Source organism: Streptomyces sp. NPDC086077, from assembly GCF_040686175.1.
Taxonomy (GTDB): Bacteria; Actinomycetota; Actinomycetes; order Streptomycetales; family Streptomycetaceae; genus Streptomyces.
This window is the reverse complement of record NZ_JBFBJT010000076.1, coordinates 12,733-35,456: the sequence shown is the minus strand read 5'-3', so window position 1 is coordinate 35,456 and position 22,724 is coordinate 12,733. Positions and strand designations below refer to the sequence as shown.

At 68.1% G+C, this 22,724-nt stretch carries 23 protein-coding genes and 4 pseudogenes; 14 read left to right on the top strand and 13 right to left on the bottom strand.

Annotation, left to right across the window (positions count from 1 at the left end):
- On the bottom strand, nt 1-498 hold a 498-nt coding region (locus AB0O67_RS22135), incomplete at its 3' end, for a class I SAM-dependent methyltransferase (protein WP_365452531.1).
- A gap of 332 nt (nt 499-830) precedes the next feature.
- Between AB0O67_RS22135 and AB0O67_RS22130 the strand changes: the two are divergent.
- The 3 genes and pseudogenes from AB0O67_RS22130 to AB0O67_RS22120 form a co-directional block, all read left to right on the top strand.
- Nucleotides 831-1,040, top strand: a pseudogene (locus tag AB0O67_RS22130) (replication-relaxation family protein); the annotation flags it as partial.
- Between the two features lie 131 nt (nt 1,041-1,171).
- Nucleotides 1,172-1,594, top strand: a complete 423-nt coding sequence (locus AB0O67_RS22125) for a hypothetical protein (protein ID WP_365452539.1) — start codon at nt 1,172-1,174, stop codon at nt 1,592-1,594.
- Between the two features lie 89 nt (nt 1,595-1,683).
- Nucleotides 1,684-1,833: pseudogene (locus AB0O67_RS22120) on the top strand (ATP-binding protein); the annotation flags it as partial.
- A 16-nt stretch (nt 1,834-1,849) separates the two neighbouring features.
- Here the strand turns inward: AB0O67_RS22120 and AB0O67_RS22115 are convergent.
- Nucleotides 1,850-2,323, bottom strand: coding sequence for a hypothetical protein (locus tag AB0O67_RS22115; protein ID WP_365452529.1), 474 nt, complete (start codon nt 2,321-2,323; stop codon nt 1,850-1,852).
- 457 nt (nt 2,324-2,780) lie between these two features.
- On the opposite strand from AB0O67_RS22115, the gene AB0O67_RS22110 reads away from it, so the two are divergent.
- From AB0O67_RS22110 to AB0O67_RS22100, 3 genes are all read left to right on the top strand, one after another.
- The gene (locus tag AB0O67_RS22110) at nt 2,781-3,152 is read left to right on the top strand and encodes a DUF6086 family protein (RefSeq protein ID WP_365452527.1); all 372 of its coding nucleotides are present in this window, start codon (nt 2,781-2,783) and stop codon (nt 3,150-3,152) included.
- A 207-nt stretch (nt 3,153-3,359) separates the two neighbouring features.
- The gene (locus AB0O67_RS22105; protein ID WP_365452525.1) at nt 3,360-3,764 is read left to right on the top strand and encodes a hypothetical protein; all 405 of its coding nucleotides are present in this window, start codon (nt 3,360-3,362) and stop codon (nt 3,762-3,764) included.
- A 247-nt stretch (nt 3,765-4,011) separates the two neighbouring features.
- Complete coding sequence (locus AB0O67_RS22100; protein WP_365452524.1) at nt 4,012-4,653, top strand: hypothetical protein; 642 nt, start codon at nt 4,012-4,014, stop codon at nt 4,651-4,653.
- Nucleotides 4,654-4,679: 26 nt separating this feature from the next.
- On the opposite strand, the gene AB0O67_RS22095 is transcribed toward AB0O67_RS22100, so the two are convergent.
- From AB0O67_RS22095 to AB0O67_RS22080, 4 genes and pseudogenes are all read right to left on the bottom strand, one after another.
- A complete protein-coding gene (locus AB0O67_RS22095) occupies nt 4,680-5,987 on the bottom strand; it encodes an ISL3 family transposase (RefSeq protein ID WP_365452522.1) in 1,308 nt (435 codons plus the stop codon).
- Nucleotides 5,984-6,187 carry a transposase family protein gene (locus tag AB0O67_RS22090; RefSeq protein WP_365452537.1) on the bottom strand — a complete coding sequence of 68 codons (204 nt, stop codon included), beginning with the start codon at nt 6,185-6,187 and terminating at the stop codon, nt 5,984-5,986. Before AB0O67_RS22090 ends, AB0O67_RS22095 begins: the two co-directional genes overlap by 4 nt.
- A 339-nt stretch (nt 6,188-6,526) precedes the next feature.
- Nucleotides 6,527-7,108 carry a suppressor of fused domain protein gene (locus AB0O67_RS22085; protein ID WP_365452520.1) on the bottom strand — a complete coding sequence of 194 codons (582 nt, stop codon included), beginning with the start codon at nt 7,106-7,108 and terminating at the stop codon, nt 6,527-6,529.
- A 79-nt stretch (nt 7,109-7,187) separates the two neighbouring features.
- Nucleotides 7,188-7,334, bottom strand: a pseudogene (locus AB0O67_RS22080) (ATP-binding protein); the annotation flags it as partial.
- A gap of 148 nt (nt 7,335-7,482) precedes the next feature.
- Between AB0O67_RS22080 and AB0O67_RS22075 the strand changes: the two are divergent.
- From AB0O67_RS22075 to AB0O67_RS22060, 4 genes are all read left to right on the top strand, one after another.
- On the top strand, nt 7,483-8,547 hold the full coding sequence (locus AB0O67_RS22075; protein WP_365452518.1) for a tyrosine-type recombinase/integrase: 1,065 nt from the start codon (nt 7,483-7,485) through the stop codon (nt 8,545-8,547).
- Nucleotides 8,544-8,858 (top strand): helix-turn-helix transcriptional regulator, encoded by a 315-nt coding sequence (locus AB0O67_RS22070; RefSeq protein WP_345554651.1) that lies wholly within the window; start codon nt 8,544-8,546, stop codon nt 8,856-8,858. Before AB0O67_RS22075 ends, AB0O67_RS22070 begins: the two co-directional genes overlap by 4 nt.
- 13 nt (nt 8,859-8,871) lie before the next feature.
- A complete protein-coding gene (locus AB0O67_RS22065) occupies nt 8,872-10,494 on the top strand; it encodes a site-specific integrase (RefSeq protein ID WP_365452516.1) in 1,623 nt (540 codons plus the stop codon).
- A gap of 117 nt (nt 10,495-10,611) precedes the next feature.
- A complete protein-coding gene (locus AB0O67_RS22060) occupies nt 10,612-11,103 on the top strand; it encodes a hypothetical protein (protein ID WP_365452514.1) in 492 nt (163 codons plus the stop codon).
- A gap of 46 nt (nt 11,104-11,149) precedes the next feature.
- On the opposite strand, the pseudogene AB0O67_RS22055 reads toward AB0O67_RS22060, so the two are convergent.
- Nucleotides 11,150-11,691 (bottom strand): annotated as a pseudogene (locus AB0O67_RS22055) (ATP-binding protein); the annotation flags it as partial.
- A 226-nt stretch (nt 11,692-11,917) separates the two neighbouring features.
- On the opposite strand from AB0O67_RS22055, the gene AB0O67_RS22050 reads away from it, so the two are divergent.
- Entirely contained in the window at nt 11,918-12,502 is a 585-nt protein-coding gene (locus AB0O67_RS22050) for an SMI1/KNR4 family protein (RefSeq protein ID WP_365452512.1), read from the top strand.
- 322 nt (nt 12,503-12,824) lie between these two features.
- Here AB0O67_RS22050 and AB0O67_RS22045 read toward each other — a convergent pair whose 3' ends face one another.
- Nucleotides 12,825-13,208, bottom strand: a complete 384-nt coding sequence (locus tag AB0O67_RS22045; RefSeq protein WP_365452510.1) for a hypothetical protein — start codon at nt 13,206-13,208, stop codon at nt 12,825-12,827.
- A gap of 587 nt (nt 13,209-13,795) precedes the next feature.
- On the opposite strand from AB0O67_RS22045, the gene AB0O67_RS22040 reads away from it, so the two are divergent.
- Nucleotides 13,796-14,341, top strand: a complete 546-nt coding sequence (locus tag AB0O67_RS22040) for a hypothetical protein (protein ID WP_365452508.1) — start codon at nt 13,796-13,798, stop codon at nt 14,339-14,341.
- A gap of 743 nt (nt 14,342-15,084) precedes the next feature.
- Here AB0O67_RS22040 and AB0O67_RS22035 read toward each other — a convergent pair.
- The 5 genes from AB0O67_RS22035 to AB0O67_RS22015 form a co-directional block, all read right to left on the bottom strand.
- Nucleotides 15,085-15,240, bottom strand: a complete 156-nt coding sequence (locus AB0O67_RS22035) for a hypothetical protein (protein ID WP_365452506.1) — start codon at nt 15,238-15,240, stop codon at nt 15,085-15,087.
- Nucleotides 15,241-15,247: 7 nt separating this feature from the next.
- A complete protein-coding gene (locus AB0O67_RS22030; protein ID WP_365452535.1) occupies nt 15,248-16,231 on the bottom strand; it encodes a TniB family NTP-binding protein in 984 nt (327 codons plus the stop codon).
- A gap of 83 nt (nt 16,232-16,314) precedes the next feature.
- On the bottom strand, nt 16,315-18,450 hold the full coding sequence (locus tag AB0O67_RS22025; protein WP_365452504.1) for a Mu transposase C-terminal domain-containing protein: 2,136 nt from the start codon (nt 18,448-18,450) through the stop codon (nt 16,315-16,317).
- Entirely contained in the window at nt 18,447-19,223 is a 777-nt protein-coding gene (locus tag AB0O67_RS22020) for a TnsA-like heteromeric transposase endonuclease subunit (protein ID WP_365452533.1), read from the bottom strand. Before AB0O67_RS22020 ends, AB0O67_RS22025 begins: the two co-directional genes overlap by 4 nt.
- A 179-nt stretch (nt 19,224-19,402) precedes the next feature.
- Complete coding sequence (locus AB0O67_RS22015; protein WP_365452502.1) at nt 19,403-20,839, bottom strand: DNA-binding protein; 1,437 nt, start codon at nt 20,837-20,839, stop codon at nt 19,403-19,405.
- A 791-nt stretch (nt 20,840-21,630) separates the two neighbouring features.
- Between AB0O67_RS22015 and AB0O67_RS22010 the strand changes: the two genes are divergently transcribed.
- Nucleotides 21,631-21,921, top strand: coding sequence for a hypothetical protein (locus AB0O67_RS22010; RefSeq protein ID WP_365452501.1), 291 nt, complete (start codon nt 21,631-21,633; stop codon nt 21,919-21,921).
- 10 nt (nt 21,922-21,931) lie between these two features.
- Nucleotides 21,932-22,639: a hypothetical protein gene (locus tag AB0O67_RS22005; RefSeq protein ID WP_365452499.1), complete on the top strand. Its 708-nt coding sequence runs from the start codon at nt 21,932-21,934 to the stop codon at nt 22,637-22,639.
- Nucleotides 22,640-22,724 lie beyond the last annotated feature (85 nt).

The following is a 22,724-nucleotide window of genomic DNA, read 5'->3' as shown; positions in this document are numbered from 1 at the left end:
GATGGAGCCGATGCCTGGGATCTCGGTCACGCGGTAGGACTTCTCGCGGGTCCACTCTTCCCAGGCGCGTCGGGACGGATCGCGCGTCTCGAAGACCAGATGCCCTCCGGGCCGCAGTGCTTCGTGCGCTTCTCGCAGCGTGTTCTGCCATGTCTGCGGATCAGTGATGGCCTGGGCGACGTTCGCTGTCATCGTCGCGAGGTCAACCTGCAGCGGTGGCAGGCATGTCGCGTCGCCGCAGATCCAGCGCACTCGTTCACTTCCCGGCTTGGTCCGGGCGACGTCGATGGATGCCTGGGCGGGATCCACACCGACGACCTCGAACCCGCGGCCAGCCAAGAGAACCGCGAACACCCCCGTGCCGCAACCGATGTCCAGTACTCGTTGTGCCTCGAACTCTTCTGCCATCCGCAGGTATGGATCGAGGTCGCTGCGGTCGGGGTCGAGCGGATCGTAGATCGCGGCGAGTCGTGGATGCGCGAAGCAGTCGTCAGCCATGGGGCCGAACGTATGCAGAGCCGGGCCCGAACAGCTACCGAGTTTGGCGACGGTCACAGGCACGCAGCTCGATAATCTCCCCCAGAGAGACGCTCGACCAAGATCCCCGACAGCGTCAGGCACTCAGGGGAAGGAAGAGAGGTGTCAGCGTGCCGGGAGGCCCCCTGGCGGGCGAGACGTCGGCGAAGGGGAAGAGGTCCACTCCCACGGCCGGGAAGGTGCGGGCCGATGCGCTGCGGATGCTGGGGTGCGTGCGGATAGCCACGGTGCGGCAGATGGCTGAGGTGATCACGAAGGATGAGTCGGACGGCCGGTCGTAGGTGCGCAGGGCGATGAAGGAACTGGCGGAGCTGGGGCTGGCGGAGACGAACGGCAAGGCGGGCAGGCACCCGATCTGGAACCTGACTCCGGCGGGACAGAAGGCTCTGGCCGACGGCAACGAGCTGCCTCCCCGACCGAAGGGCGGCACCGGAGCGAAGGCGGTGAAGGCCGGGTTCGGTCCGCACGGCGTCGCGGTGACGGACATGATCCTCGCCCACGGCGGCCGTAAGCACCTGACCGACTGGCAGGTGGAGGTCAACCACGCCATCAAGGAGACCGGCCTCAGCTTCAAGACGCGGGACTGCTGCGGCCGCTGCTCGTGCACCCGGCGGCAGGGGTGCGGGCGCGAGCGGTGGCAGGGCTGCGGGCGCTGGACTGCGCGGATGCGGAGCAGTTGCGGCCACTCCTCGACGACCCTGCCGCCGGTGTCGTCCGCGAGACTGTCGCCGCCCTGCTGCCCTCGGCCAGGGAGCTGCCCGCCGACTGGCTGTTGGCGCGCACCAGTACCGATCGGCCGCGGCACGTCCGCGTCGGTGCGTTCCGGCTGCTCGACGCGCGCGGCGGTACCTTGGCGCTACGGGTGGCGGTCGGTCTGTTCCAGGACCCGGATATGAAGCTGCGTACCTGGGCCGCGCAATCAGTGCAGCGCTGGCATCCGTCGCCGGGCGAGCGGCGCGGTGACGCGGAGGTGGGTGAACTGCTCGAGCAGAGCCGACACCTTTTCAGCGACCACATGCTGCGCCGGCGCAAGTGGGAAGCCGGGGTAGACAACTGAGACTGCACCGCAGTCCAGGCGCTCTGTGAGCGGGCTCAGCGACCTGCCTGCGATTTCCTCCATGGTGGGGTGAGCTCCGGGGGTAGCCCTTCTCCGGTTGGACCAAGACCTTCACCGCTCCCCGCCTCTGCGCGGCCATCGTCGACCGCCTCACCTTCGGCGGCAACATCATCGAGACCGGCACCGACTCCTACCGCCTCGCCGCCACCCGGGCCCAAGCGGAACGAGCAGCCGTCTGAGTGCAGTGAGCCTGCTCTACCGAACTGGCCCGCACTCATCGACGATCACGGTCGGCTCTGACAGGAAGACATCCCGGTCGACGGGGCCATAAGCGATGTTGAACGTGTCCAGCCAGTACGACCAACCGCGGATCCCCAGGGCGCTGGTGAACCGGTAGTTCAACTGCCAGCGGACCCACTGACCGGGAAGCAGTCGAACTGCCGGCGGCCTGCGCGGCCGAGGGGGCAACCCGAAGAGCGGCTCCACACGAGCGAGCACTCGGAGCCGATCACCTTCGTCCCGCAGGCTGACACCGACCTCGCGGAAGTCTTTCTGGCTCGGACGTGGCTCGAAGCCGTCACGCTCGGACATCTGGACGAAGTGGGCAAATCCAGACGACACCTGGGGCAACGAGAAGCCGGCCGGCGCCGCGTTTCTGCGGGCAGCGGCCTCCCCGCCCCGAGACTGCTTCGTCCAGGACGTCTTGATCCACTGCACCGTGATGTCCACCGCACCTGCCCTTCGCCGAGAGCCTACGGTCAACATCTGCGTGACGTCATCCAGGTTCCGGCGGAACTGCCTGCTGCCAGTTCTCAGCAACACTCCACAGGGGTGGAGACCCAGACCGCTCTCCGGAACCGCCTACAAGCGCTCTCCGGTCTCACCTACGCAGCCACCTCGCCTCGCGTGACGCACGAGAGCAGCTGTTGGACTGTTGGCCCATCCTCGTCGACCTTGACCGTGAGGATGTACGGTTCGGGACCCTGGACGAGCAGCATCTGTGCAGGAACCCGAGCGCCTGACGCGCTGTCCCGCAACCACAGTTACGGGACAGCCCTTAGGTGATTACGCTGGCCGTGCCGCGCCGCGGTCATAGCCTGGCCGGCTTGGCCGTCGCCAGGCTTCTATAGAAGCAGTCGAATCCCGGTTCATATCCGGACGTGCACATCTTGACCAGGGGGTTCTAATGAGTTATCCATTCCAACCTACCGACAGATCCAAAACTCTCTGGGACCCCGCACTCCGGGTAGGGCAAGCCTATACGGCCCTCGCTCGGGAAGCCGGTGAACTGATCGGCATGTCAACGGGCTTGACGGAAAACGAGCGACTCGGCGGTAGCGACGTAGACCTGGTCGCGTTTCAGCAGTTCACTCAAGGCCTGTACGACAGGTACTGCTCCACCAGCAATTTCGTCTTGCATGGTCTCCTCCGTGGGCTGTTGCTGACCTCGATCGTGATGCTTGAAAAAGGCGGCGGCTCGATCGATCGGAATCCAGAAAGGGAAGACGGTCTGCTGGAAGGCCTAGACGCTTACGCGAGGGCCATGTGGGAAGGCTGAGGTTCCCTGCAGCAAGCCGGTGCCGTCACGCCGCCTTCGCGAGCGTCGGTCTCCTCGGCGGCGCATACCCGCATAACCGGGCAATGCGGCGGTGAATACAATGTGAAACGCCCTGCCTCGGGAAGCCGCAATGCCGGGGGCAGGGCGTTGTCGCGGGTGGCTGTCCGAGCCGGACAAAGTCCAGTAATTTCAGCGCTGGGGGGATCTTTGAACGACGGGAACTTCTTTCAATTGGTGAGGGACAGGCCAGGGCTGTACGGTCTTGACGGTTCATACAGCAATGCGGTCACCTTCCTCATCGGCTTCGACATGGCTCGCTCGGGCGGTCTCCTCCGTGGATTCACCGAGTGGCTGATCGTCCGCAAAGGTGAAAGCTCCAGTTTCGGATGGCAAGCGCTAGTCCTGGAGGAGGCTCTGCCAGACGTTCAGAGGTACGGCTGGAACAAACTGAAACAGCTGACACCGAGACAAGAGAAGGAAGCTGTCAACCTACTTCTCACTCTCCTGCTCGAATTCATAGCAGTGCGCGAGGACGTCCTGGCGCTAGCGCGCGTCTATGCGCAGTACGAAGCGCTACACATCGACCAACACGCTCGGAGTGCAGGAGAATGAACCAAGAGGGTTCGCCGGATCCATCGGCGGACCCGCTTGCAGCGGTCAGTGAGCTCTGTACGAGCAGTTGTTGTGGGGCGGGGCCGGGTCTACGGCGCGGAGCACTACGACCCTGGCTTCGTTCATGAAGGCGGGTTCTGGTCCAACTTCGGTGGAGCGGTGACGCTCAGTGTTGCTGAACAGCTCTGTGCATGGTGTGGCACCACGACCGATGGTGGTGTCGGTGGGACGGTCGATAATGCCGGACATGGCAGATCGCAGTCCGGTCCTCCGGATCATCACCTCAGCGGCGCGGGAGTCCCTGAAGCCGCTCGGACTGGCCCAACGCGGGCGGTCGCGGCTGTGGATTGATGATCACGGGTGGTGGCTCGGGGTTGTGGAGTTCACCCCGCCGCGGACGGCCGGCAGCGGTCTGTACGTCGGTGCAATGTGGCTGTGGCACGACGTGGACCACCTGGTCTTCCACGTGGACGCAGTCCGCACTGGCCCCGAGCTGTTCCGCACTCAGGACCAGTTCACGCCGCTCGCGCTCGCCCTCAGCCGACAGGCGGCTGCGAACGTGACCGCGCTGAGGGAGAAGTTCCCGGCTCTGCCGAACGTTGCCCGATATCTGACGTCCAGGCCGGTGCGGCGGGGGTTCCTCTGGGACAGCTTCGACGCCGGGATCGCAGCCGCCCTCATTGGGGACCCGGACATGGCCCGCGATCACTTCGAGCGAGTCCTACGAGAGGACGCGTTGGCGCCTTGGATTGTCGAAGCCCACGAGAAGGCTCGTGAGCTTCACGCGATCGCGGCAGATCACGACTCCGTGACCGCCTGGGTCACGCGGGCCGTCGATTCATGCCGAAGCAAGCTGGGCCTCGATCCCTTGGTGCTTGCGATCAGCTGAGCGGACAGCGAGTGCCAGAGCTGCGATCAGGCAAGAAGGACTCGTTTCCGCAACAAACCGAAGCCGGCCCGGCCATACATCTGGCGCTTGATCATCTTGATCCGGTTGACGTGGCCTTCGACGACGCCGGAGCTCCAGGGCAGTGTCAGGCCGGCGGTGACGGCGGCGAGATCCCGTTCGAGGCCGTTGACGAAGGCGTGGAGGCTGGGGAGGTCGTCGGCGCGGACCGCCTTGATCCACTGCGGGAGCTGGTCGCCCTGGAGCTGAGTGAGCATCTTGCCGAATGCGCGGACGTGTCGGGTGAGGGCGTCCAGTTCGGGGCAGCTGGCCAGGACGGATTTGAGCTTCAGGCGCTCGCTCTCCGGCAGGGTGTCGGGGTGAGTGAGGATCCAGCCGGCGACTGTGCGTGGAGACGGTGGACGGGTTGCCGGTGCGGTTGGGGTTGCGCGAAACGGCTGGAGGTAGGCGCGGACGGCTCCGTAGCCGCCCGTGTAGCCGTGCGTCTTGATCTCTTCCCAGAGGGCCCAGGCGTTCGTGCAGCCCTCGGCCCATCGCTCGTGTAGGTAGGGCCTGAAGTCGTCGAGCTTGGTTCTTCGGTTTTGCCACTGCCCCTGGAACAGGGTCTCTGGGGTCGCGGCGTCTGCCAGCCGCTGGACGGTTCGATAGGTCATGCCGAGCTGACGCTGAACCGAGCGTCGGCTGTGGCCAGCGGCCAGCAACGCGTGGACGGTGGCGTGCTTCGCGCGGGTGCGGTCGGCGAACCGGTGCCCGGTGGGCCATGGCGAATCACTGCCGGCAGATTCTGGTGCCAGGGCCTTCTCCGGGGGCGGCTCGACGATGGTCGCGCGAAGGCAAGGGCGGTGGAGGGAGACGCACCGCTCGGCCGCTTCGCCTAGGTTGCGCCACAGGTGGAACCGGTCGGCGACCTGGACGGCAGTGGGCGCTCCGATGCTGGCGCCTTCGGCGAAGAACGGGGCGCGGTCTCGACAGACGACCTCGATCCCCGGGCGTTCGGCCAGCCAGGCCGCGACACTACCCGCCTCGCGATCCGGCAGGAGGTCTATCGGCCTGCGGGTCTCAACATCGACCAACACGGTCCCGTAAACACGCCCCTTGCGCATCGCGTACTCATCAACGCCGACCACCCGTGGGACCCGCGGTTGAGGCTCTGGGAGAGTGCCAACCAGCCGCAGGACCGTGTTCCGGCTGACCTTCGCCCCGAAAACGTCGGCCAGCCGGGCACCGGCGCGACCGGCCAGGGCGAGGCCGACCTCGGCCAGCACCGGCCGCATTCGCTCAGTGCGTTGGCTGTATCGGCGCGTTAGTCCCGTCACCTGTTCAACAAACGTCCGCCGCCCGCAGGAGACTCCTCGCAGGTGAAGCGCCGGACACGAAGCTGCAGCATCACCCGCCGTCCCGCCACGGGGAGGTCCGCAGGAAACCTCAGATAGGAGCCGTGTACCCGCCCCGACCAGCTCCCGCAGCCCGGACACCTAGCCCGGGCCGTCCGACATCTGACACCAACTCGGATCACCTCGCCGTCGTCCTGCACCGACACCACCGTGATCTCCGGAGCCGCCAGGAAGAGCAGCTCTTCCAGCCGGAGCAGTACCTCGCACACAGCACAGAACCATCAGCCCAAACGAGGTCGGCACTGGCAGTTTCCAGACGATCTCGCGGGACGAACAGCAAGATCAACAGTCACAGAGAGTAGGCATACCACAGAAGTTGGACCAGAACCTGAAGGCGGACAGCGTTTGTCGATGAGTTTGGGCGGCAATCGGTGATCACTGGGCCTCAACTTGTCGACGAGTTTTGATGGGGCTGGATGGCTCCTCGACTGCCGCTTTTGCCCGAACTGTGCCCGCGAGGTTCAGGCGACGGATGGACGCCTTGGATCGGTTGGGACGATCGCGTGCTCGTCGAAGAGCTGTTCAAGGGCTTCGTGGCCGTGCTCACGGCGGTATGCCATCTCGGCTGCGGTGACCGGCAGGGCCCAGAGGATGCGGGCATCACCGTCCGGCAGCGGGCAGTGTTCCAGGTCAGGGCCGTGGAGGTAGGGGAGGCTGATGAGCAGGTGGTCGCAGTGGGACCCGGGCAGCCACGGCTCCCCGATGGGCAGGCTGTGCTCGAGGTCGAGGTGGTGATCGGCGTGGTAGTAGGCGGTCATGGCCAGGAGCTCAGCGAAGCGTTCGTCGCAGACGGGAGCGGTGAGGACGAACTCGTGGCCGTGGCCGTCCGTCTCGACCGTGGACCAGCAGCCGGCGGTGATGTAGGCCCAGCTGTCGGCGCGCGGTCCTGGGCTGACGGTGAGGATCCTCAGGTGGGGAACCGCTTCCCTTCGTCCAGGTCCCAGGTCGTAGTCGCTGACCGTGATCGCCTGGCCGGTGAAGAAGTCGCGAACGTGGGCCTCGACGCCTGCTATCGCCCGCTGGTTGCGCTCGCTCTCGAACATGACGGAGAGGATCTCACGGCTGGCCCAGGTGTCCTGGCTGTGAGTCCGCCCCGCCGCAGGCGGGGCGGACCCGGATAATTCAGCCGGCCTTGACCGGTTCCTCGGCTCGGGCTCGGGTGCTGGCGAGGCGGTTGGAGTCGGTGCCGGTCTCGATGATGGTGCCGTTGAACGTGAGCCGGTCGACGATCGCCGCGCAGAGCCTCGGGTCGGTAAAGGTCTTCGTCCAGTCATCTGGGGCTGCCACTTGTTCCCTCACAAGGGTTGCCGCTGCCACCTGGCCGTATCCCTCTCCTGGGGTCCTCGTTGATTCTCGTGGTGGCACCCGGGTTTTCAAGGTGCTGCCTTGACCGTTCAGGTGCGAGGAAGGTGTGCCGGTGGCCGAGGCGAGACTGCAGGTCATCGCAGGCGGGGCCGTCCCGCAGGAGCAGCTGACCACGGACCCGTGGCAGTTCCAGACCATGTGTGTCGACGCGTTCGTCGCCTCGTGGAGGGCCCGCGGGTTCAGCCCGGTGACCATCGACAACGACATCGGCCTGCTGGAGCGGACACTCACCGCACTGGGACGGCCCGCGTGGGAAGTCACGCCCGAGGACATTGACCGGGTGGTCGGTGACCTCGCGGTGAAGGGTCGGGCGACATCGACCCGCCGCGAGTACGTGCAGATCTTCAAGGGCTTCCACCGGTTCCTGCAGGCTCGCAAAGCGGCCGAGATCGAGGCCGCATTCGGCGTCCGACTGGGTTGCCCGGTCGACGAATTCAACGCCTCCCGCCATGTCGGCGACGACTCTCCGGCCCTGCTGCCGCCGCCGACACCAGAGCGGGTGAACGAGTTCTTTTCCTTCATGAAACAGAGGATCGCGACCGCGAGGAAGTACGGACCCGCAGCGAGGGACTATGCGATGTTCCGGACGCTGTATCACGCCGGGCTCCGCTCAGAGGAGGCATCGCTGCTGGAGAAGCCGGACCTGCACTTCACCCGCGGCCCGTTCGGCAAGCTCCACGTCCGCTTCGGCAAGGGAGCCCACACGTCCGGGCCGCGGCCTCGGTGGGTGCCCATGCTCGACGGCCTTGACCTGGTCCTGCGGTGGTTCCTGGAGGACGTGCGGCCCAAGTTCCCCGACTCGCAGGTGCTCTTCGCCGACGAGTCCGGCGGCAGCCTGCATCGCGGGACCGTCCGTAACCGGCTCCGCTATCTCATGGAACTCGAAGGACGTCCGCCATCCGAGCGGTTCAGCCCCCATGCTCTGCGAAGAGCTTGCGCGACGCACAACTACGAACGTGGAGTCGATCTCGTCGCGATCCAGCAGATGCTCGGTCACTGGACCGTCAGCTCGACCATGCGGTATGTCCGGCCCTCCGCGACCTTCATCGAGGACGCCTATAAACGCGCGGTCGCCAGCACTCTGGCCGAGCTGACCGGGAAGGACACCACGGCATGAAGATCCAATGGCGGCTGCGGATGGCTGCCGCCCAGCGCGAGGTGTGGACCGGGACCGAGTTGCGGCGGCTGCTGGCCGAGAAGGCCGGCCTGGAACTGTCCTCGGCTTCGGTGTCCGCGCTGTTCACCAAGGAACCCTCGCAGGTGAAGATGACCACGCTGGCCGCGTTGTGCACCGCGCTGGAGTGCACTCCCAACGACCTGATCGAGGTCGACACCACCCCCGTCGAACGGCCCCTCGCACCTCCTCGTCCAGTCGCTGACCTGCCGCAGACCGCCTCCGCCAGGGGCCGGTCGATGCCGCCTCTGTGAGCGGCGGGCTGCGATGGGCAAGAAGCAACGGGACTGTGTCACCTGCGGTGCCCCCGTCGGATATCTCGACCGCCAGCACTGCTGCCGGTGCTGGCGCCGACTGAACGAGCAGGCCGCCAGGGCGGTCTGCCCTGGCTGCGGCCGCGACCGCATCCTGCAGCAGGACACCGGCCGGTGCATCATCTGCTCACGCGTATGCGAGGAATGCAGCCACCCCGTCCGGTCATCGCAGAACCGTCTGTGCCGCGACTGCCGGCGCAAGGCCGACCAGCGGGCAGCCCAGCAGACCTGTCCGCGCTGCCGCAGGCCCGGCTATCTGCGTGAGACGACCGGCTGGTGCGGCCACTGTTCACGGCCCAGACAGAAGAAGCAGCCTCCGAGGACCTGTCGCCAGTGCGGCCAGGTGCGGCGACATGCCGGATTGGGGCTGTGCTCGGCCTGCTGGCAAAAGCACCCCGGCCGTCCCTTCATCCGCGGGGAACACCTCCGCGACCGGCTCTCCGATCCACCCTCCTGGCTGGGAGACTTCGTCGCTCACGTTGCCGCCCGGCACTGCACCGCCAGAGCCTGCGGCTTCGTCACCGACCTCGGCCGACTCCTGGAAGACGGGCACTCCACCTCACCCCGGGCCCTGCTGGAAAGATCCCGCAGGCCCGGACGGTCGATGGGCTCCTTCGCCCGCGCACTCGAGGACTTCTTCACCCTCCACCACCTGGCACTGCCCACCGACCAGGCCGAACGGCTCGCCGCCGGCCGAAGGCAACGACGCATCGAAGCCGTCCCCGAACCGCTGCAGCAAGCCGTCGCCGCCTTCGACACCTCCCGGATGCGGGCCCAGGACCGAGCCCGCCGAGCGGGCACCCGCCCTCGCAGCAATCACACCCTGGAGACCGCCCTGGCCACCCTGCGTGACCTCGCGCTCTTCCTGGTCGACGAACGGGACAAGAACGCATGGGCCCTCGTCGACGTGCACGACGTCGAAGCCTTCCTGTCCACCCTGCCCAAGGGACGCAAGCGGCGGCTGACCGTGCTGCGGCAGTTCTTCCGCTTCGCGCGGTCCCAGAAGATGCTGCTGGTCGACCCCACTCGCGATCTGGTCGCCAAGGAGACGAACGACTTCCGCGGCCAGACCCTGGCCATCGACCAGCAGCGCGAGCTGTTCAGGCGGTGGACAACCGACCAGCACGTGCACCCGCATGAAGCGGTGATGGGCATGCTCGCTCTGCTGCATGGCGCCTCCAGCTCCGAGATGCGGATGCTGAAGACCGACGACATCGACCAGCAGGCCCATACTGTCCGGTTGGGAAAGCGGCCCCATCCCGTCCCCCTGGATCCCGCCTCTTGGACAGTGCTGCAGCGGTGCCTGGCCCACCGCGAGGCATGGCCCACGGCCAACCCGCACGTGATGGTCACCAAAGGAACCAAGGCCGGGCGGAGCCCGGCCTCAACTGCCTACCTTTCCCACGTTCTTGACGACTGCGGCTTCCCACCTCGCATGATCCGCAGCACCCGGCTCGTCGACCTGGTGAACACCATGGATCCCAAGCTCGTCGCCGCGGCCTTCGGCATGGACCCGCAAGCCACCCTGATCCATCTCGCCGACCATGTCGACCCCGGGCGCCTGCCCGATCACTGATCGTCAGCCAACGTCAGAGAATCCGCTGGTCACCAGTCTCGCCGTGTCCCAGACTCGGACGGGTGCGAGGGCCCTCGGTAATCAGCACAGGGAACCCGCGGCTGAAAGAAGGGAACGATGGCCCACCTGCGACTCGCCTGGGTCCTGTCCGGACGTGGTTGGGCCGACTGCATCGTCAGCGACCACCAGGCGGAAGCCGAAGTCACGGCCTCCTATATCACCACTGCCCCCGAAGATCTCTTGACGGCAGTAACCCGGCTGATCGTCGGCGAGACAGAATGCCGAGCGCAGTTCGAGGCCGAGCCCACCGCCTTCCGATGGATCTTCTACCGTGAAGGCACCAACGTGTGGATCCGCCTACTCGAGCTGCCCAACGGTAGCGCCCACGACAACAGGGGGACCGAGATCTGGTCCACCCAGCAGAACATCGACGTCGTTGCCCGAGCAGTGATCCGCTGCTTCGACGAGGTCGTGAGGGAGCACGGCGAGAGCACATACCGCGGCAAGTGGGGTGAGCACTTCCCCCGATCCGAGCTCGAAGCCCTCAGGACCGCGTGGCGCGAACATCGAGGCGCCTGGGCAGCCTCCTCGACACCAACGAACCCGTGAAGTTTCGGCAGCACCTGGCACGGGTTCGCCGGAACATGTGCGCTTTGCCGAACGACTCGTTGGATGCGATGGCGACACTGTTCTTCTCCTCGCGTTCGGTCAGGACCTGGAAGAGGAGTTCGGCGCCGTGGCGGTCGAGTTCCATGTAGCCGAGTTCGTCGATGCAGAGGAGATCGACGCGGCCGTAGCGGGCGATCGTCTTGTTCAGCTGCCTCTCGTCCGCGGCCTCGACCAGCTCGTTGACCAGCTTGGTGGCGAGTGTGTAGCGGACGCGGTAGCCCTTCATCGCGGCTTCTGTGCCCAGAGCGATGAGCATGGGGGACTTGCCGGTGCCGGAGTCGCCGATGAGGCAGAGGGGCTGGCTCTTCTTGATCCATTCGCAGCTGGCGAGGGTTGGATGGTCGCCGGGTCGATGTTCGGGTTGGCGTCGAAGTCGAAGGTCCGCAGGGACTTCTCCCGCGGGAAACCGGCTGCCTTGATCCGCCTCTCCGACCTGCGGCGGGCCCGGTCGTCGCACTCCGCCATCAGCAGTTCGGCGAGGAAGCCGCGGTAGGTCATCTGGTCCTTGATCGCCCGGTCGGCGATGTCCTGGTGGACGAGCTGCACAACCTCGGCTCCGCCGGAACCAGGGCCGCACACTCCTCTTCCACGGCCACCTCAAGCCCGTCCTCCTACACGACCGCGACCCTCAGTACGTGCAGTGGGAGGGCACCCTCTGGCACAGCACACGCACCCACGACCTCATGCGCGAAGAAGTCGCGAAGAGACGCCGAGCTTCCGAAGCAGCAACCCTTCCCCACTACAGTTCCGGCTCGTGATCGATGCCACCCACCGCACTGCTGCGGACGACGACGCGCTTCTGGAGAGGCTGCACGCACTCACATGGGGCGCGGGAGGCGCCTCCCCCTCCCGCGGAAGCCTCCCCGACAAGCCCTTCCCGCCTGTCACGTTCGCCGAAGTCAAGGACGCGGAACAGAAGCTCGGGTTTCGGCTGCCCGAGTTGCTTCGACGCGTCTACACCGAGATCGGTGACGGAGGATTCGGACCGGATGGCGGCCTCGCATCACTGATACCGCGCAGCATCCCGCACTGGCACGTCCAGGGCTGGCCCTGCGCAACCGCCCTCCATGACCAGCGGCCAGGATGGGGGCCACCGGCCTCGTGGTTCTTCCTGACCGGCGGCGGCTGCACCATGGAGTGGCACGTCTCCCTGATAGCGGTCGACAACCCGGTGCTTCTCTGGGACGCCGACGGCTGGGAACCCGACTGGGGCCAGAACCCTCACGACGGCCTGCGCTACGCAGCACCGTCTCTGCGCCAATGGCTGTGGACTTGGGCGGATGGAGGCGACGTGTGGGATGAGGCACTAGTACAGATCAAGAAGGACGTCAGCAACTGAACGTGACGCACGCGGCAATCTCCATGGGCAAGGAAAACGCAGAGTAGGTCTGCGCAGAGCACCCTCCCCACAGGTCGAAGCACTTTGCGTCCCCAAGGCCACATCCCCTGCTGGATGCAGAGATCAATCGCACAAGACGGACGTCGCCCTGCTTACCGAGCTCGGCAGCCCGGCGGCCGAGCCCTGTACGGCCCGCGCCCCGGTGAATTCCGCACGCCTGGCCCGGGCCTGAGCTGCCGATTCTACTGCTCCGGTGGCACCCCCTGACCACAGACCGGCTGGGGCGCGGGCCGCCACGACCAAGGGCCCGCCCACGGCAGGTTCAGGGGGCGGTTTCGCCGAACAGCGGTACCTGCGCCAGGTCGACGTCGGTGCGGACGCGGTGGGGGCGGGCGGGGTGCCGCCATCGCCCTGAGGCGTCGCGGGCGATGTCGACAGCGACTTCCATCACGACCTCGGGCTGTACGAGGGTGACGTCCAGGGTGCGTTGCGTTCCCCAGCCTGCCGAGAACGTCCAGCCCTCCCAGGGGTGCGCACTGGTGGGCGAGGCCAGCACGTCGGTCAGTGCGCGGCCGGCGGCTTGGGACAGGGTGGTGCTTCGGCCGATGAACTGCAGGCGGCCTGCCGTGTCGTAGCGGCCCAGCAGCACCGTGCGAGGCGCAGTACGGGAGCCAGTGACGGCGCCGATGATGGCCTCGGTGGTCATCCGCACTTTGTACTTCCGCCACGACCGCTCGCCGCCGGGGGTGGTATCGCGCGGGGTGCTGCCCGTTCCGGAGCCCCGCACGCAATGGCCGTGAACGAGACGATCATCGCCATCACCCGTACTCCGCCGGCTGCCACCCGTCCGATTCCCAGCGCACGCGCTTCAGCAGCTGCCCCGGCGACCGAGACCGCACCGACCGTGCCAGCCGTGCCGGCCGCGCCGGAGGGGATCGGCAGTGTCTTTCGCGTGGTCGACGGAGGTGGTGCTGAATCTGCCGAGCACGGGCCGCAACCGGTCCGGTGTCCGTGCGGATGCGGTGCTGCAGGCGCCGGAAGCGGGGGTGCCGGTGCTGCTGGTGGAGGTCGACAACTGCACGGAGGCGGCCGATGTCGTGGCCGCGAAGTTCGACAAGTACCTGCGATTCTTTCTTCCGCCTGCAGGCCAAGGACCACCGTGGCCGGGACGTTCCCGCGTGGCGGAACCTGTACCCGCCGACCGGCCGCGAAGGGCATCCGCCGGTCGTGGTGGTTTTCAACCCGGGCACGAGGATGGGATCGCAGGCGCTGAAGAACCGCATGAACGCGGTCATGAACGCAACCCGCGCCATCTGGTCCGGCAGCTACGAACGCATGGACGGCTTCGGCGACACCGAGCCGGACGGCTACTACAACTACGCCGACGCCATCCCGATCCTGTTCTCCACCCTCGAACGACTTCAGGCACAAGGTCCGCGGGCGGCGGTGTGGTGGCGCTGCGGACACGGCCAGTGGGAAACCCTCGACGCCGCCCTGGCCAACCCCAACGACGCCGATGCCTGGCACCAACGCGACGACGAACGCAGCCGCAGGCGCAACGAAGAACGCGAGCGTGAACGGCAGGAGCAGGCAGCAGGCTGGGGTGAGCCGGCCGCCGCGCGGCAGCCGGTGCCGCTGCAGGAGCGCCCCGAACCGCCCGAGCCGTCCGCTCCGGAGTTGTGCGAGCGGTGCGGGCAGCCCCGGGCAGGACAGCCCGGCATCCGCTACGAAGACGCGCCTGCAGAAGATGGCCGGCACTGCCCCGACTGCCGGACCGACCTGTCCCGGCAGCTGCAGCACCCCGGTCTGCTCACGGCGCTGTTCAAGCGCCGCACCTGACCGCCAGACGCCCCACAGGCCCGGTCGAAAAGGGCCGTGGGGATTGTCCGGGCCTCGGGGGTGAGGAGTCCGCCGGGAGTGGTCAGGATGCGGGACCCGGGCGGGTTCACGAGGCGCGCCCGGGCCCCCATGCGCGCATAACGGGGAGATGCGCGATGTCCTCAACGAGAACGCGCCCGGGGAGGTCACCCGCTTCGTACCGGAGGAACGGTCCCGCCGTCACGGACGGAGGACCTTAGACCGCTTGAGAGGAACAGCGCTCTGCCACGGCTCGATCCGCGCCCACTGCGCATCAGTCAACGGCACGCCCGGACCAACGACCGAAGGCACGGTTCGGATCGGTGCCGTTCGTCAGGACGTCTGTCCTGTACGCAGTCGTCGCACGTCCCGCACGAGTGCGTAGAAGGCGCTGAGGAAGATCACAGCTCCAGCCACGATCCAGAGAGCCGATGCCCCGGAGAGGTACTCGCGAGCGGCGCCGGCGAGCAACACCGCGCTCGCAAGAAAGCGAAGGCCGAGATCAGAGCGCTGACGCGGTGAGTCACACGGACATCATCACAGGTGTGATTCCGGGGTTCGTAGTTGGTGTGGTGAGGGTGGCTTGAGCTGGGGTGTTGTGGATCCATTGACAGCGGTGCCGGTGCTTGCGGGGCGCTGGAGGCGATGCTGATGGGGCATCTGGCCTGTGGTTGTTCTGAGTTTGTTGATAACAGAGGAGTGCTGTTGGTGATAAGGCCCGGCATCTAAAGGGCTGGTGAGGGTTTGTGCTGGTCAGCGGGTTGCTGGCCGGTCGGTGCTGATGGTTGAGGGCTGAAGCCGGTCCAGTACAGCGCGGTGTCGATGTCGCGTGCGGTCCAGCCGTCGGCGTGTGCTGCGCCGTGGTGGGTGGTCGTCTTCATGTCCGCATCATGCCGTTCTGGCGGGTTGGCGGGTGCGGGGGCGGCTTGCTTCTTCGGCGAGGTGGTCGAGCTGGATGGCTTCGAGCGCCTTTTTGGTGATGCGTTCGGTGCCGTCGCAGATGGCGGTGATGGCTGCTTGGCGGATGAGGCGGGCGAGGCTTCCGATGCGGCCGGCGGTGCGCTGGTGGAGGTAGGAGGCGTGGCGGGGGAGTGTGCCGGGTGTGTGCTGGGTGAGGTCGAGGGCGTTCTCCATGTCGGTGATGAGGTCGGTGAAGGGGCGGGTGCTTCCGTGGCGGGCGGGGAGGGGGCCGCAGGTGATGAGGCTGGCGCGGCCGGCGAGTTGGGCGCCGCGTATGCCGCTGAACAGGGGTGTGGCGGCGACGTCGATGCCGGTGTAGACGAAGGTTGCTTTGATCCGTTCGGTGAGGTCTTTGAGCAGGTCGGCGGCTTCGGCACCGGTGGTGGTGCGCGGGTTGAGGCGGTGGATCTCGTCGATGAGGACCAGGCGGACGCCGGCTTGGGTGTAGGTGTGGCAGACGGCGCTGGTGATCTGGGCCTGGGTCATGCGGGTGGTGACGGGGATGCCGAGGTAGCGGGCGAATTCGATGGCGAGGGTTTTCGCGGTGGCGCCGGGCGGCACCAGCAGGTACGCGACCGGCACCTGCTGGTGGGTGCGTCCGGGCGGGGCGGGGTGTTTGCGGGTGTGGGCGAGGTGGCAGGTGCGTCCGACTTCAAGGAGGGCGGTCGTTTTCCCGGCCGTGGCGGGGCCGGTGACGATCAGTGAGGGGCGGGCGGTGTTCTGCTGGTGGCGGCCGAGCAGCATGAGGGTGCGGACCTGGGTGGCGAGGGTGTTGATGGCTGGGGTGCGGACGGTGACGAACGCGGAGTGGTAGGCGAGGCGTTCTTCCGTGCTGAGGGGTGCGTCGCCGGGCTGGGGCGGGGCGAGGGGTGGGGTGGTGGCGAAGTGCTGCCAGCCCTGCCAGGTGGTGATCGGCCACTCCGGCTCTGCCGCGTGCGTGCCGGGCAGTGGTACCTCGGTGTCGGTGGTGGCGTGGTGGTTGTGTGCGGGGCTGGTCACCAGTTGAGGGCTTCCTGGGCGGGGTCGTAGAGGCCGAGCCCGGTGTACGGGACGGGCGCGTCGCCGTTGTCGACGGTTTCCTCCTCGCCATCAGCCTGCTCTGGGTCGTCAGGCAGGCCGTCGAGGTCGTCGAGACTGTCGTCGTCCCATCCGTCGGCCTGAGGGCCCGGGGTGTGGGGCGTGCGGTGGTCGGCCGCCGGCGGGGGCGTTTTCAGAGGTGCGGTGCGGGTGATCAGGCGTTGCTCGCCTGCGGTGGCGGTGCTGGTCTGGGCTCGGCGCATGAGCTGGTCGAGGGCGTCGGCGAGGTCGGCCTCGTGGGTGTCGCGGTCGCCGTGGCGGGCGGTGACGGTTTTGATGTGCTGCCAGGTGGCGCTGTTGAACGGCTCGTGGATGTGGTCGCGGTGGATCCACGGGATCTCTGACAGGTGTCCGTCGGGCAGGCGGATCCAGACCTGGCGGGCGTCGTGGGGGTTGGTGTGGACTTCCCATTTGCCGCCGCGCGCCGTGACGGGGGAGGGCTGGCCGCGGTAAGGGGCGAGGACATCGTGGTCGTAGGTGCGGTGGTCGACGCGGATGCCGCGTTCGGTGATGGCCTGCCAGCGCACCGGCAGCAGTTCGAGGTAGTCGCTGCCGCTGAGGGGGAGGGGCACGTGGCCGGCCACGGCGATGAGCGCGGCCCACATCTGGTTCGGGGTGAGGGCCTTCTTGGGCAGGGTGGGGTGGCGCAGGCCTTCGTGGGGGCGGTGGTGGTAGTGGATCAGCCATTCGTCCAGCAGGTCCTGCAGCTGGGCGACGCTGAAGCAGGCCTCGGTTTCGGCATCCGGTCCGCGGCGGGTGACGTCAGAGCCGGTGTAGCCGGGCAGGTGCTGGCATAGCAGGGCGTTGATGGTGCCGAAGGTGCGCTCGACGATGCCTTTGGCGGCGGGGGCGTGGGGCGGGGTGGGCTGGACGCTGATGCCGAGAGTTTCGCAGGCGGCGCTGAACGCCGTGGACAGGTAGATCTTGCCCCGGTCCACGACGATCGTCTCGGGCACCACGACCGGACGGGCGGCGGCGCCCTGAAGGCGTTCGTCCAGGGTCATCAGCCGCTGTAGCTGGGGGAGTTGGGTGTGGGTGAGGCGCAGCGCGTCGGGCCAGGTGGGGCGGGCCGGGTGCGGGACGGCCATCTCCGCCAGCAGCAGGGCCGCATCCACGGCCTTGGTGCCGGCCGGGCGCAGGACGGCGGCGAGGATGGCGCGGGTGGCGACATCTACGGCGATCGTGAGTTCGGGCCGGCCGGTGGTGCCGTCGTCGAAGACGGCCAGGACATCCAGCCGCGTGGTGTCGACCTGCACCTGCTCGCCCGGCCGCAGCGCCACGGTCGGAGTGAACGCCCGCCTGCCGGCCGGGGAGGGCAGAGTGCGGGCGGGGCGGTGGGGGTGTTCGGCGGGACCGGCGAGTTGGTGGACGAGCCGGTAGAAGGTGGCCTGGGAGGGGACGGTCACTGTGCCGCGGCCGTGCCGGTCGGTAAGGATCTGCGTGACCAGGGGCATCAGGCCCTTGACGGTGCCTTTGGAGCGGCCGCGCTGGCGGCGCAGCGCTTCCTCGATGGCGGCGATGACGCGTTCGTCGGTGCGCCCGGTAGGCACGGGCCGGCGGGTGGTGCGGTGGTCGACCAGCCCCCACAGGCCCTGCTTGCGGTAGGCCAGGCGCATGCGCTGCACCGTGGTCCGGGAGACAGGTCCGAAGCCGATCGCGGTCAGCTCCGCGGCCTTGGCCTCCTCGCGCTGCGCGAGCGTGAACCGGTCGGGATCGTACTCGGCCCGGGGCACCCCGCCGCTGTCCGTCCCGCCGGGCAGGCCGGACTCCACCTCGCGGATGTGCCGCTGCCAGGCCAGCGCCTTGCGCCGCGCCTCCTCCGGCGCGGTTTCGAACAGACCCCACTGCGTCACGGCCTGGGGCATCTCGGCGCCCACGATGGTGAAGGACGGGTCGGCGAACAGATGCCCGGCCACGACCGTCTCGTCTTCGCCTGTCTCGCCTGCTATGTGGACCTGCTGCCCCGCCACAGCGATGACCTGCCAGACGCGGTCACGAAAACGGACGTGCGCTCCCACCTGCAGCACCGGCCGCCCGCCACGCCGCACGCTCATCGTCCATCCCCGCTGCCCGGGCCGCCGCGGCCGTTCGCACCGTCGGCGCCGGTGCTGACGAGGACCCGCTCGTGCAGCGGCGTCTCCAGGTCTGTCGTCAGCTTTCCGTGCCATAGGGAGTGGAAGACGACGGGCAGGACTTCGATCGGGTCGCCCGCCGCTTCGGCGCCCTCGATCAGCGGCCGCGGCTGTGCGAACGTCTCACGGACGGCGGCCGCGAGACGGGGACGGCCGGCGTTGCGGGGGTGGCGGTAGCCGGCCAGCCATTTCAGGTTCGCCGTCAGGGTCTTCTCCAGCGGCTCAAGGCGCCGGTAGCTCCAGCCGGCCTGCGCGCACGCCGCCTCCAGGACCTTCGCGGCCTTCCGGGCCCGTTCACCGCCGGCCTCCGGATGGCTGGGACAGTCGGCCAGCACAGCGGTGCCGTCGCGGTGGCGGGCGAAGAGCTGCGGTACCCACGAGCGCACCTGGCCGCGCGCGTCCCGCCACAGCAGACGGACCGGCCGCCCGGCCAGGCCGACCACCTCAGGATCGCGGTCCAGCACCATCAGCTGCGCCCGCATCGCGGCCGACCCGCAGGCCACATGCCGGCCGGTCGTGGCCGACCACCACTGGCCGGGCCCCCACCGCCGCCCTGGCACCACCGGGAACGCCGACACCGGCTCCAGCTCCTCGAAGGCCACCGCGAGGACCGCGTCCGCCCACCGCTGCTGTACCATCTGCCCGATGGGGTCGACGAAGACCGCCTCCCACTCGGATCCGGTATCCGTCTGCATGTGCTGTGAGCGGCCGCCCGATGCGGCCGCTGTGTTCTTGCTGCCCACGCGCCCCAGTCAAGCCCGTTCTGCCTGCTTGGCGGGCGGCTTCACGGATTTTGATCACGAGTGCCGGGCGATGAGGTACCGCCCCGGCGGACGACGGCCCGTGCACGCCCTGCCGACTTCCTGATGCATGCTCACCGCCCTTTTGCCTGCTGCTCGTTGTGGTGGTCGGCGAGTGCTTCGGCGAGGGCATCGGCCGGCAGGCGGGCCCAGCGTGCCAGATCCTCCAGTGCCATCCCGGCCGTGAGGGCTCCTGCTGCAGTCTCCCGTACGGCCTGCTCGATCAGTGTGGCGGCATGGCCGAGGTTGCCCAGCAACTGCTGCGCGGCGTCGGCGGTTTTGCCGTACTGGGCGCCGCGCAGCTGGGTCAGCTGCTCTTCGGCGTCGTTGACCAGGCTGGTGATCAGCGCCCGCTGCTCGGCCGGCACCGCAGAGCGCCACGTGGTGCCCGAGCCGGGCGCGCTGCGTTCCTTGGACAGGACGCGCAGCTGGGCGGCCATGGTGACAGGCTGGTGCTCCTGCCTCAGCCACCACGGATCGTTGCCGTAGCCAGGCGGGCCCCCGGCGCCGCGGCGGATCCGGATGACCGCGCCCATCCACGAGGTCAGCGGGCCGCCGTAGTCGGTGGCAGCCAGCGGCCCCAGCCACCCCCGCCCGACACGCTCGCCCAGCCGGCGGCAGAACGACCCGTCGGCGGGCAGCGGCCGCGGCCGCCCGGCACCGCTGTCCCTCCACACCAGCTCGGCCATGACCGGGTCCAGCAGTGCGTCGGCAACGGCCACCACTTCGGGGAAGACGACCGTGTCCCGGCCCACGATCCGCCACCGCTCCAGCTCTGTATCGGCGTTGCCGCCCGCGACCTGGTGCAGCCGCTGCGGCCAGATGACTTCTCGCTCCCAGTGCAGGGCCTGCTCCCACCACCGGGCGACCACCGCGTGCGCCAGCGCGAACACCCGCTCCGGCTCTACTCCGGCCCGTGCTGCCCGCCGCGCCACACCGGTCCACCGCCGCTGCGCCGCGGCTACTTCCGGCAGATCCCGTACGTCCAGATGCTCAAGAGGCTGGTGGGCGTCCGCGTCCAGGAGCCACCGCCCGTGCCGGACACACACCCGCTCCCATCGCGGCGCGTACCGCACCACCCGCACGACCGTCCCCGTACGCCGGGCCGCGCACAGGCGGCAACCGAAGGCGACCGGCCCGGCGACCGCGCCCCCGGTCCGCCACGCCGCCGCCGGCACCCCGTTCCTTCCGGTCGACAGCTTGGAGCCCTCCTGCCCCCAGGACGGCAACGCCCGCGCAAGCACGTCTTCTTCGACGCCGCACAGGCCTGCCAGGAGATGCCGTCCGGCTGCGTTCAGCAGCACCTCGGCGTCGGCCCGTGCGCCCCCGCCGTCGTGCCCCGGCGGGTAGTTGCGCCACTGCCAGTACGAACGCAACACCTTCGCTTCCATCCCGTAGCGGCTTGCGGTGCGGCAGATCAGCGACGATGTGGTCTCTCGGGCGAAGGGCGCGACACGGAAGATCCCCGGAGAGAGACTGCCGCTGTGGACCATCCCGTCGGCGTCAGCCATTGCGGCTGCGTTCCTCCCCTGTCTGGTCCTGGCGGATCCGGCTGTCTGCGGCCACCGCGCCGGTCTGGGCGGGTGCGGCGGCCGGGCGTGTGCCGGAGACCGGGCGGGGGCTGATTCAGATACGCGTGAAGCCGATGCCCCGGCCGACGTGGCGTGGGGATCGGCTTCACCCGGGGCTGGTGCGCCAACACCTGCCCTCCCTGCTGCGGTGGTTGGAGCCAGTAGCAATCAGGGCAGGCAGGCCGTTTCACGGCTGCCTGTGATGAGAAGTCTGCCTCCCTAGGTAGGGAGACTGCCGAAGCCAGAAGGCACGAAACTGAATCAACGCAGGTCAATGCCCTACCGTCGATTTCCCCCAATCGAGTGAAGGGGCTGATTGAAACGTACCCGGTACACGGTCACGGACTTTAGCTTCACTTTCCCTGACCTGCGTCTTTGCCCGAATTTCCGGTGTACTCACGACTGTCAGTCAGCCGTGGTAGGACCGAGCGCAACGCTGTGACCTGCATTGTTTTCATCCGCTCAGGCCCTTCGGGGCCGCCCCGAGGGGGCCGACATGGTGGTGGACGGCACCCCCTTCAGGAAGAAGTGCACATTGGCGCGCTGGTGAGGCAAATGCTTGACGCCCCTCAGAAGTGCCATAGGGGCTGGGAAACTGTGCCGCAGTAGCAGCCCGTTCGTGCGCTGGGAGCGCCAACTCCCGCTTGAACGCACGCCTGGGCCACAGGTTGGAGCCAGATAGCACCGTCCGGCGATCGGCAGGTCGCCGGACGGTAGTCAGGAGAATCTTGATGGGCAGCAAGCCCTCTGCCGCGCCGAATTCCGCCACCGTCGGGTCGGTATCGTCCGACCACACCGTGGCCTGCGGCCGGTTCGGGATGCCGCACGCGTGCGTGATCATCGCGTTCATCGTCACTGCGGCCTTCCTCGCTCCTCGCCCGCACACCGTCCATGACGTTTTGCAACTGCTTGCTGGAGCAGGCGGCATCGGCGTGGCGATCGTCGTCCTGGCCGTCGTACCGGGTCGCGGCGCGGGCCGTCTCAGCCGTCTCGTGCGCGCCTACTTCAGCGCCGGGAACTGAGGCGAGGACCATGGGACGCCGAGAGAACCCCGTCGACCGCACCGTGCCGGAGAAAGCGAAACTCGCCGACTTCCTGCGCGCCCGCCGGCACCACGCCCAGATGACCCACAAGCAGATGGTCGCACGCAGCACAGTGGTGTCCGCCGCGACATTCGAACGCGCTGCTTCCGGTGCAGTCGTGCCGTCCTGGGAGACTATTCAGGAGTTCATCCTCGCGACCGCCAGCGAGGGCGAACTCCACCCCGAGCTCTTCATGGACCGTGCCCGCCAGCTGTGGATCAAAGCCCGACGGGCCACACGGGCTCCCTTCTACGTCCGCCAGGCACCCGATCCCACGCTGCTGTCCAGTCCGGCAGACCTCGTGCGCGCCTTGCGGCACCAGCATGTGTGGGCCGGCTACCCAACGCCCGGCGAGATGGAGCGCATGTCCGGCCCCGGCATCCTGCCCCGCACCACCGCGCGTCGCATCATCGAGGGAGACGTACTGCCGGTCGACCCGCCGCAGGCCATCGCTTTCCTGAAGGCCTGCCACGTCGTCAGGGCAGCGGATGTTCAGCCCTGGCTCGCCTCGGCGGTCCGCATTCTGCGGGACGTCCCGTCACGCTCAAGGAGCCTGGACAGGTGGGTCCGGGCTTACGAGCAGATGGTCCGGCAGGCTCAGACCGAATCTGCCGCCCAGGCCCCGCCGTCGCCCTCCCAGGACAAACAGGCCGCATAGAGCCCTCGATGAGGCAGCGGAGGGTCGCCCGGGGCAGGCGGCTGATCCCGCTTACTGCAGACCCAGGCCGGTTGTCCGGTCCCAG

What these genes read in the sequence shown, in the direction of transcription:
- AB0O67_RS22110 (WP_365452527.1), top strand. Translation starts at nt 2,781, where the DNA reads ATGAGTTATCCATTCCAACCTACCGACAGATCCAAAACTCTCTGGGAC.
- AB0O67_RS22100 (WP_365452524.1), top strand. Translation starts at nt 4,012, where the DNA reads ATGGCAGATCGCAGTCCGGTCCTCCGGATCATCACCTCAGCGGCGCGG.
- AB0O67_RS22085 (WP_365452520.1), bottom strand. Translation starts at nt 7,108, where the DNA reads ATGTTCGAGAGCGAGCGCAACCAGCGGGCGATAGCAGGCGTCGAGGCC.
- AB0O67_RS22070 (WP_345554651.1), top strand. Translation starts at nt 8,544, where the DNA reads ATGAAGATCCAATGGCGGCTGCGGATGGCTGCCGCCCAGCGCGAGGTG.
- AB0O67_RS22065 (WP_365452516.1), top strand. Translation starts at nt 8,872, where the DNA reads ATGGGCAAGAAGCAACGGGACTGTGTCACCTGCGGTGCCCCCGTCGGA.
- AB0O67_RS22060 (WP_365452514.1), top strand. Translation starts at nt 10,612, where the DNA reads ATGGCCCACCTGCGACTCGCCTGGGTCCTGTCCGGACGTGGTTGGGCC.
- AB0O67_RS22045 (WP_365452510.1), bottom strand. Translation starts at nt 13,208, where the DNA reads ATGACCACCGAGGCCATCATCGGCGCCGTCACTGGCTCCCGTACTGCG.
- AB0O67_RS22040 (WP_365452508.1), top strand. Translation starts at nt 13,796, where the DNA reads ATGAACGCAACCCGCGCCATCTGGTCCGGCAGCTACGAACGCATGGAC.
- AB0O67_RS22035 (WP_365452506.1), bottom strand. Translation starts at nt 15,240, where the DNA reads ATGAAGACGACCACCCACCACGGCGCAGCACACGCCGACGGCTGGACC.
- AB0O67_RS22025 (WP_365452504.1), bottom strand. Translation starts at nt 18,450, where the DNA reads ATGAGCGTGCGGCGTGGCGGGCGGCCGGTGCTGCAGGTGGGAGCGCAC.
- AB0O67_RS22020 (WP_365452533.1), bottom strand. Translation starts at nt 19,223, where the DNA reads ATGCAGACGGATACCGGATCCGAGTGGGAGGCGGTCTTCGTCGACCCC.
- AB0O67_RS22015 (WP_365452502.1), bottom strand. Translation starts at nt 20,839, where the DNA reads ATGGCTGACGCCGACGGGATGGTCCACAGCGGCAGTCTCTCTCCGGGG.
- AB0O67_RS22010 (WP_365452501.1), top strand. Translation starts at nt 21,631, where the DNA reads ATGGGCAGCAAGCCCTCTGCCGCGCCGAATTCCGCCACCGTCGGGTCG.
- AB0O67_RS22005 (WP_365452499.1), top strand. Translation starts at nt 21,932, where the DNA reads ATGGGACGCCGAGAGAACCCCGTCGACCGCACCGTGCCGGAGAAAGCG.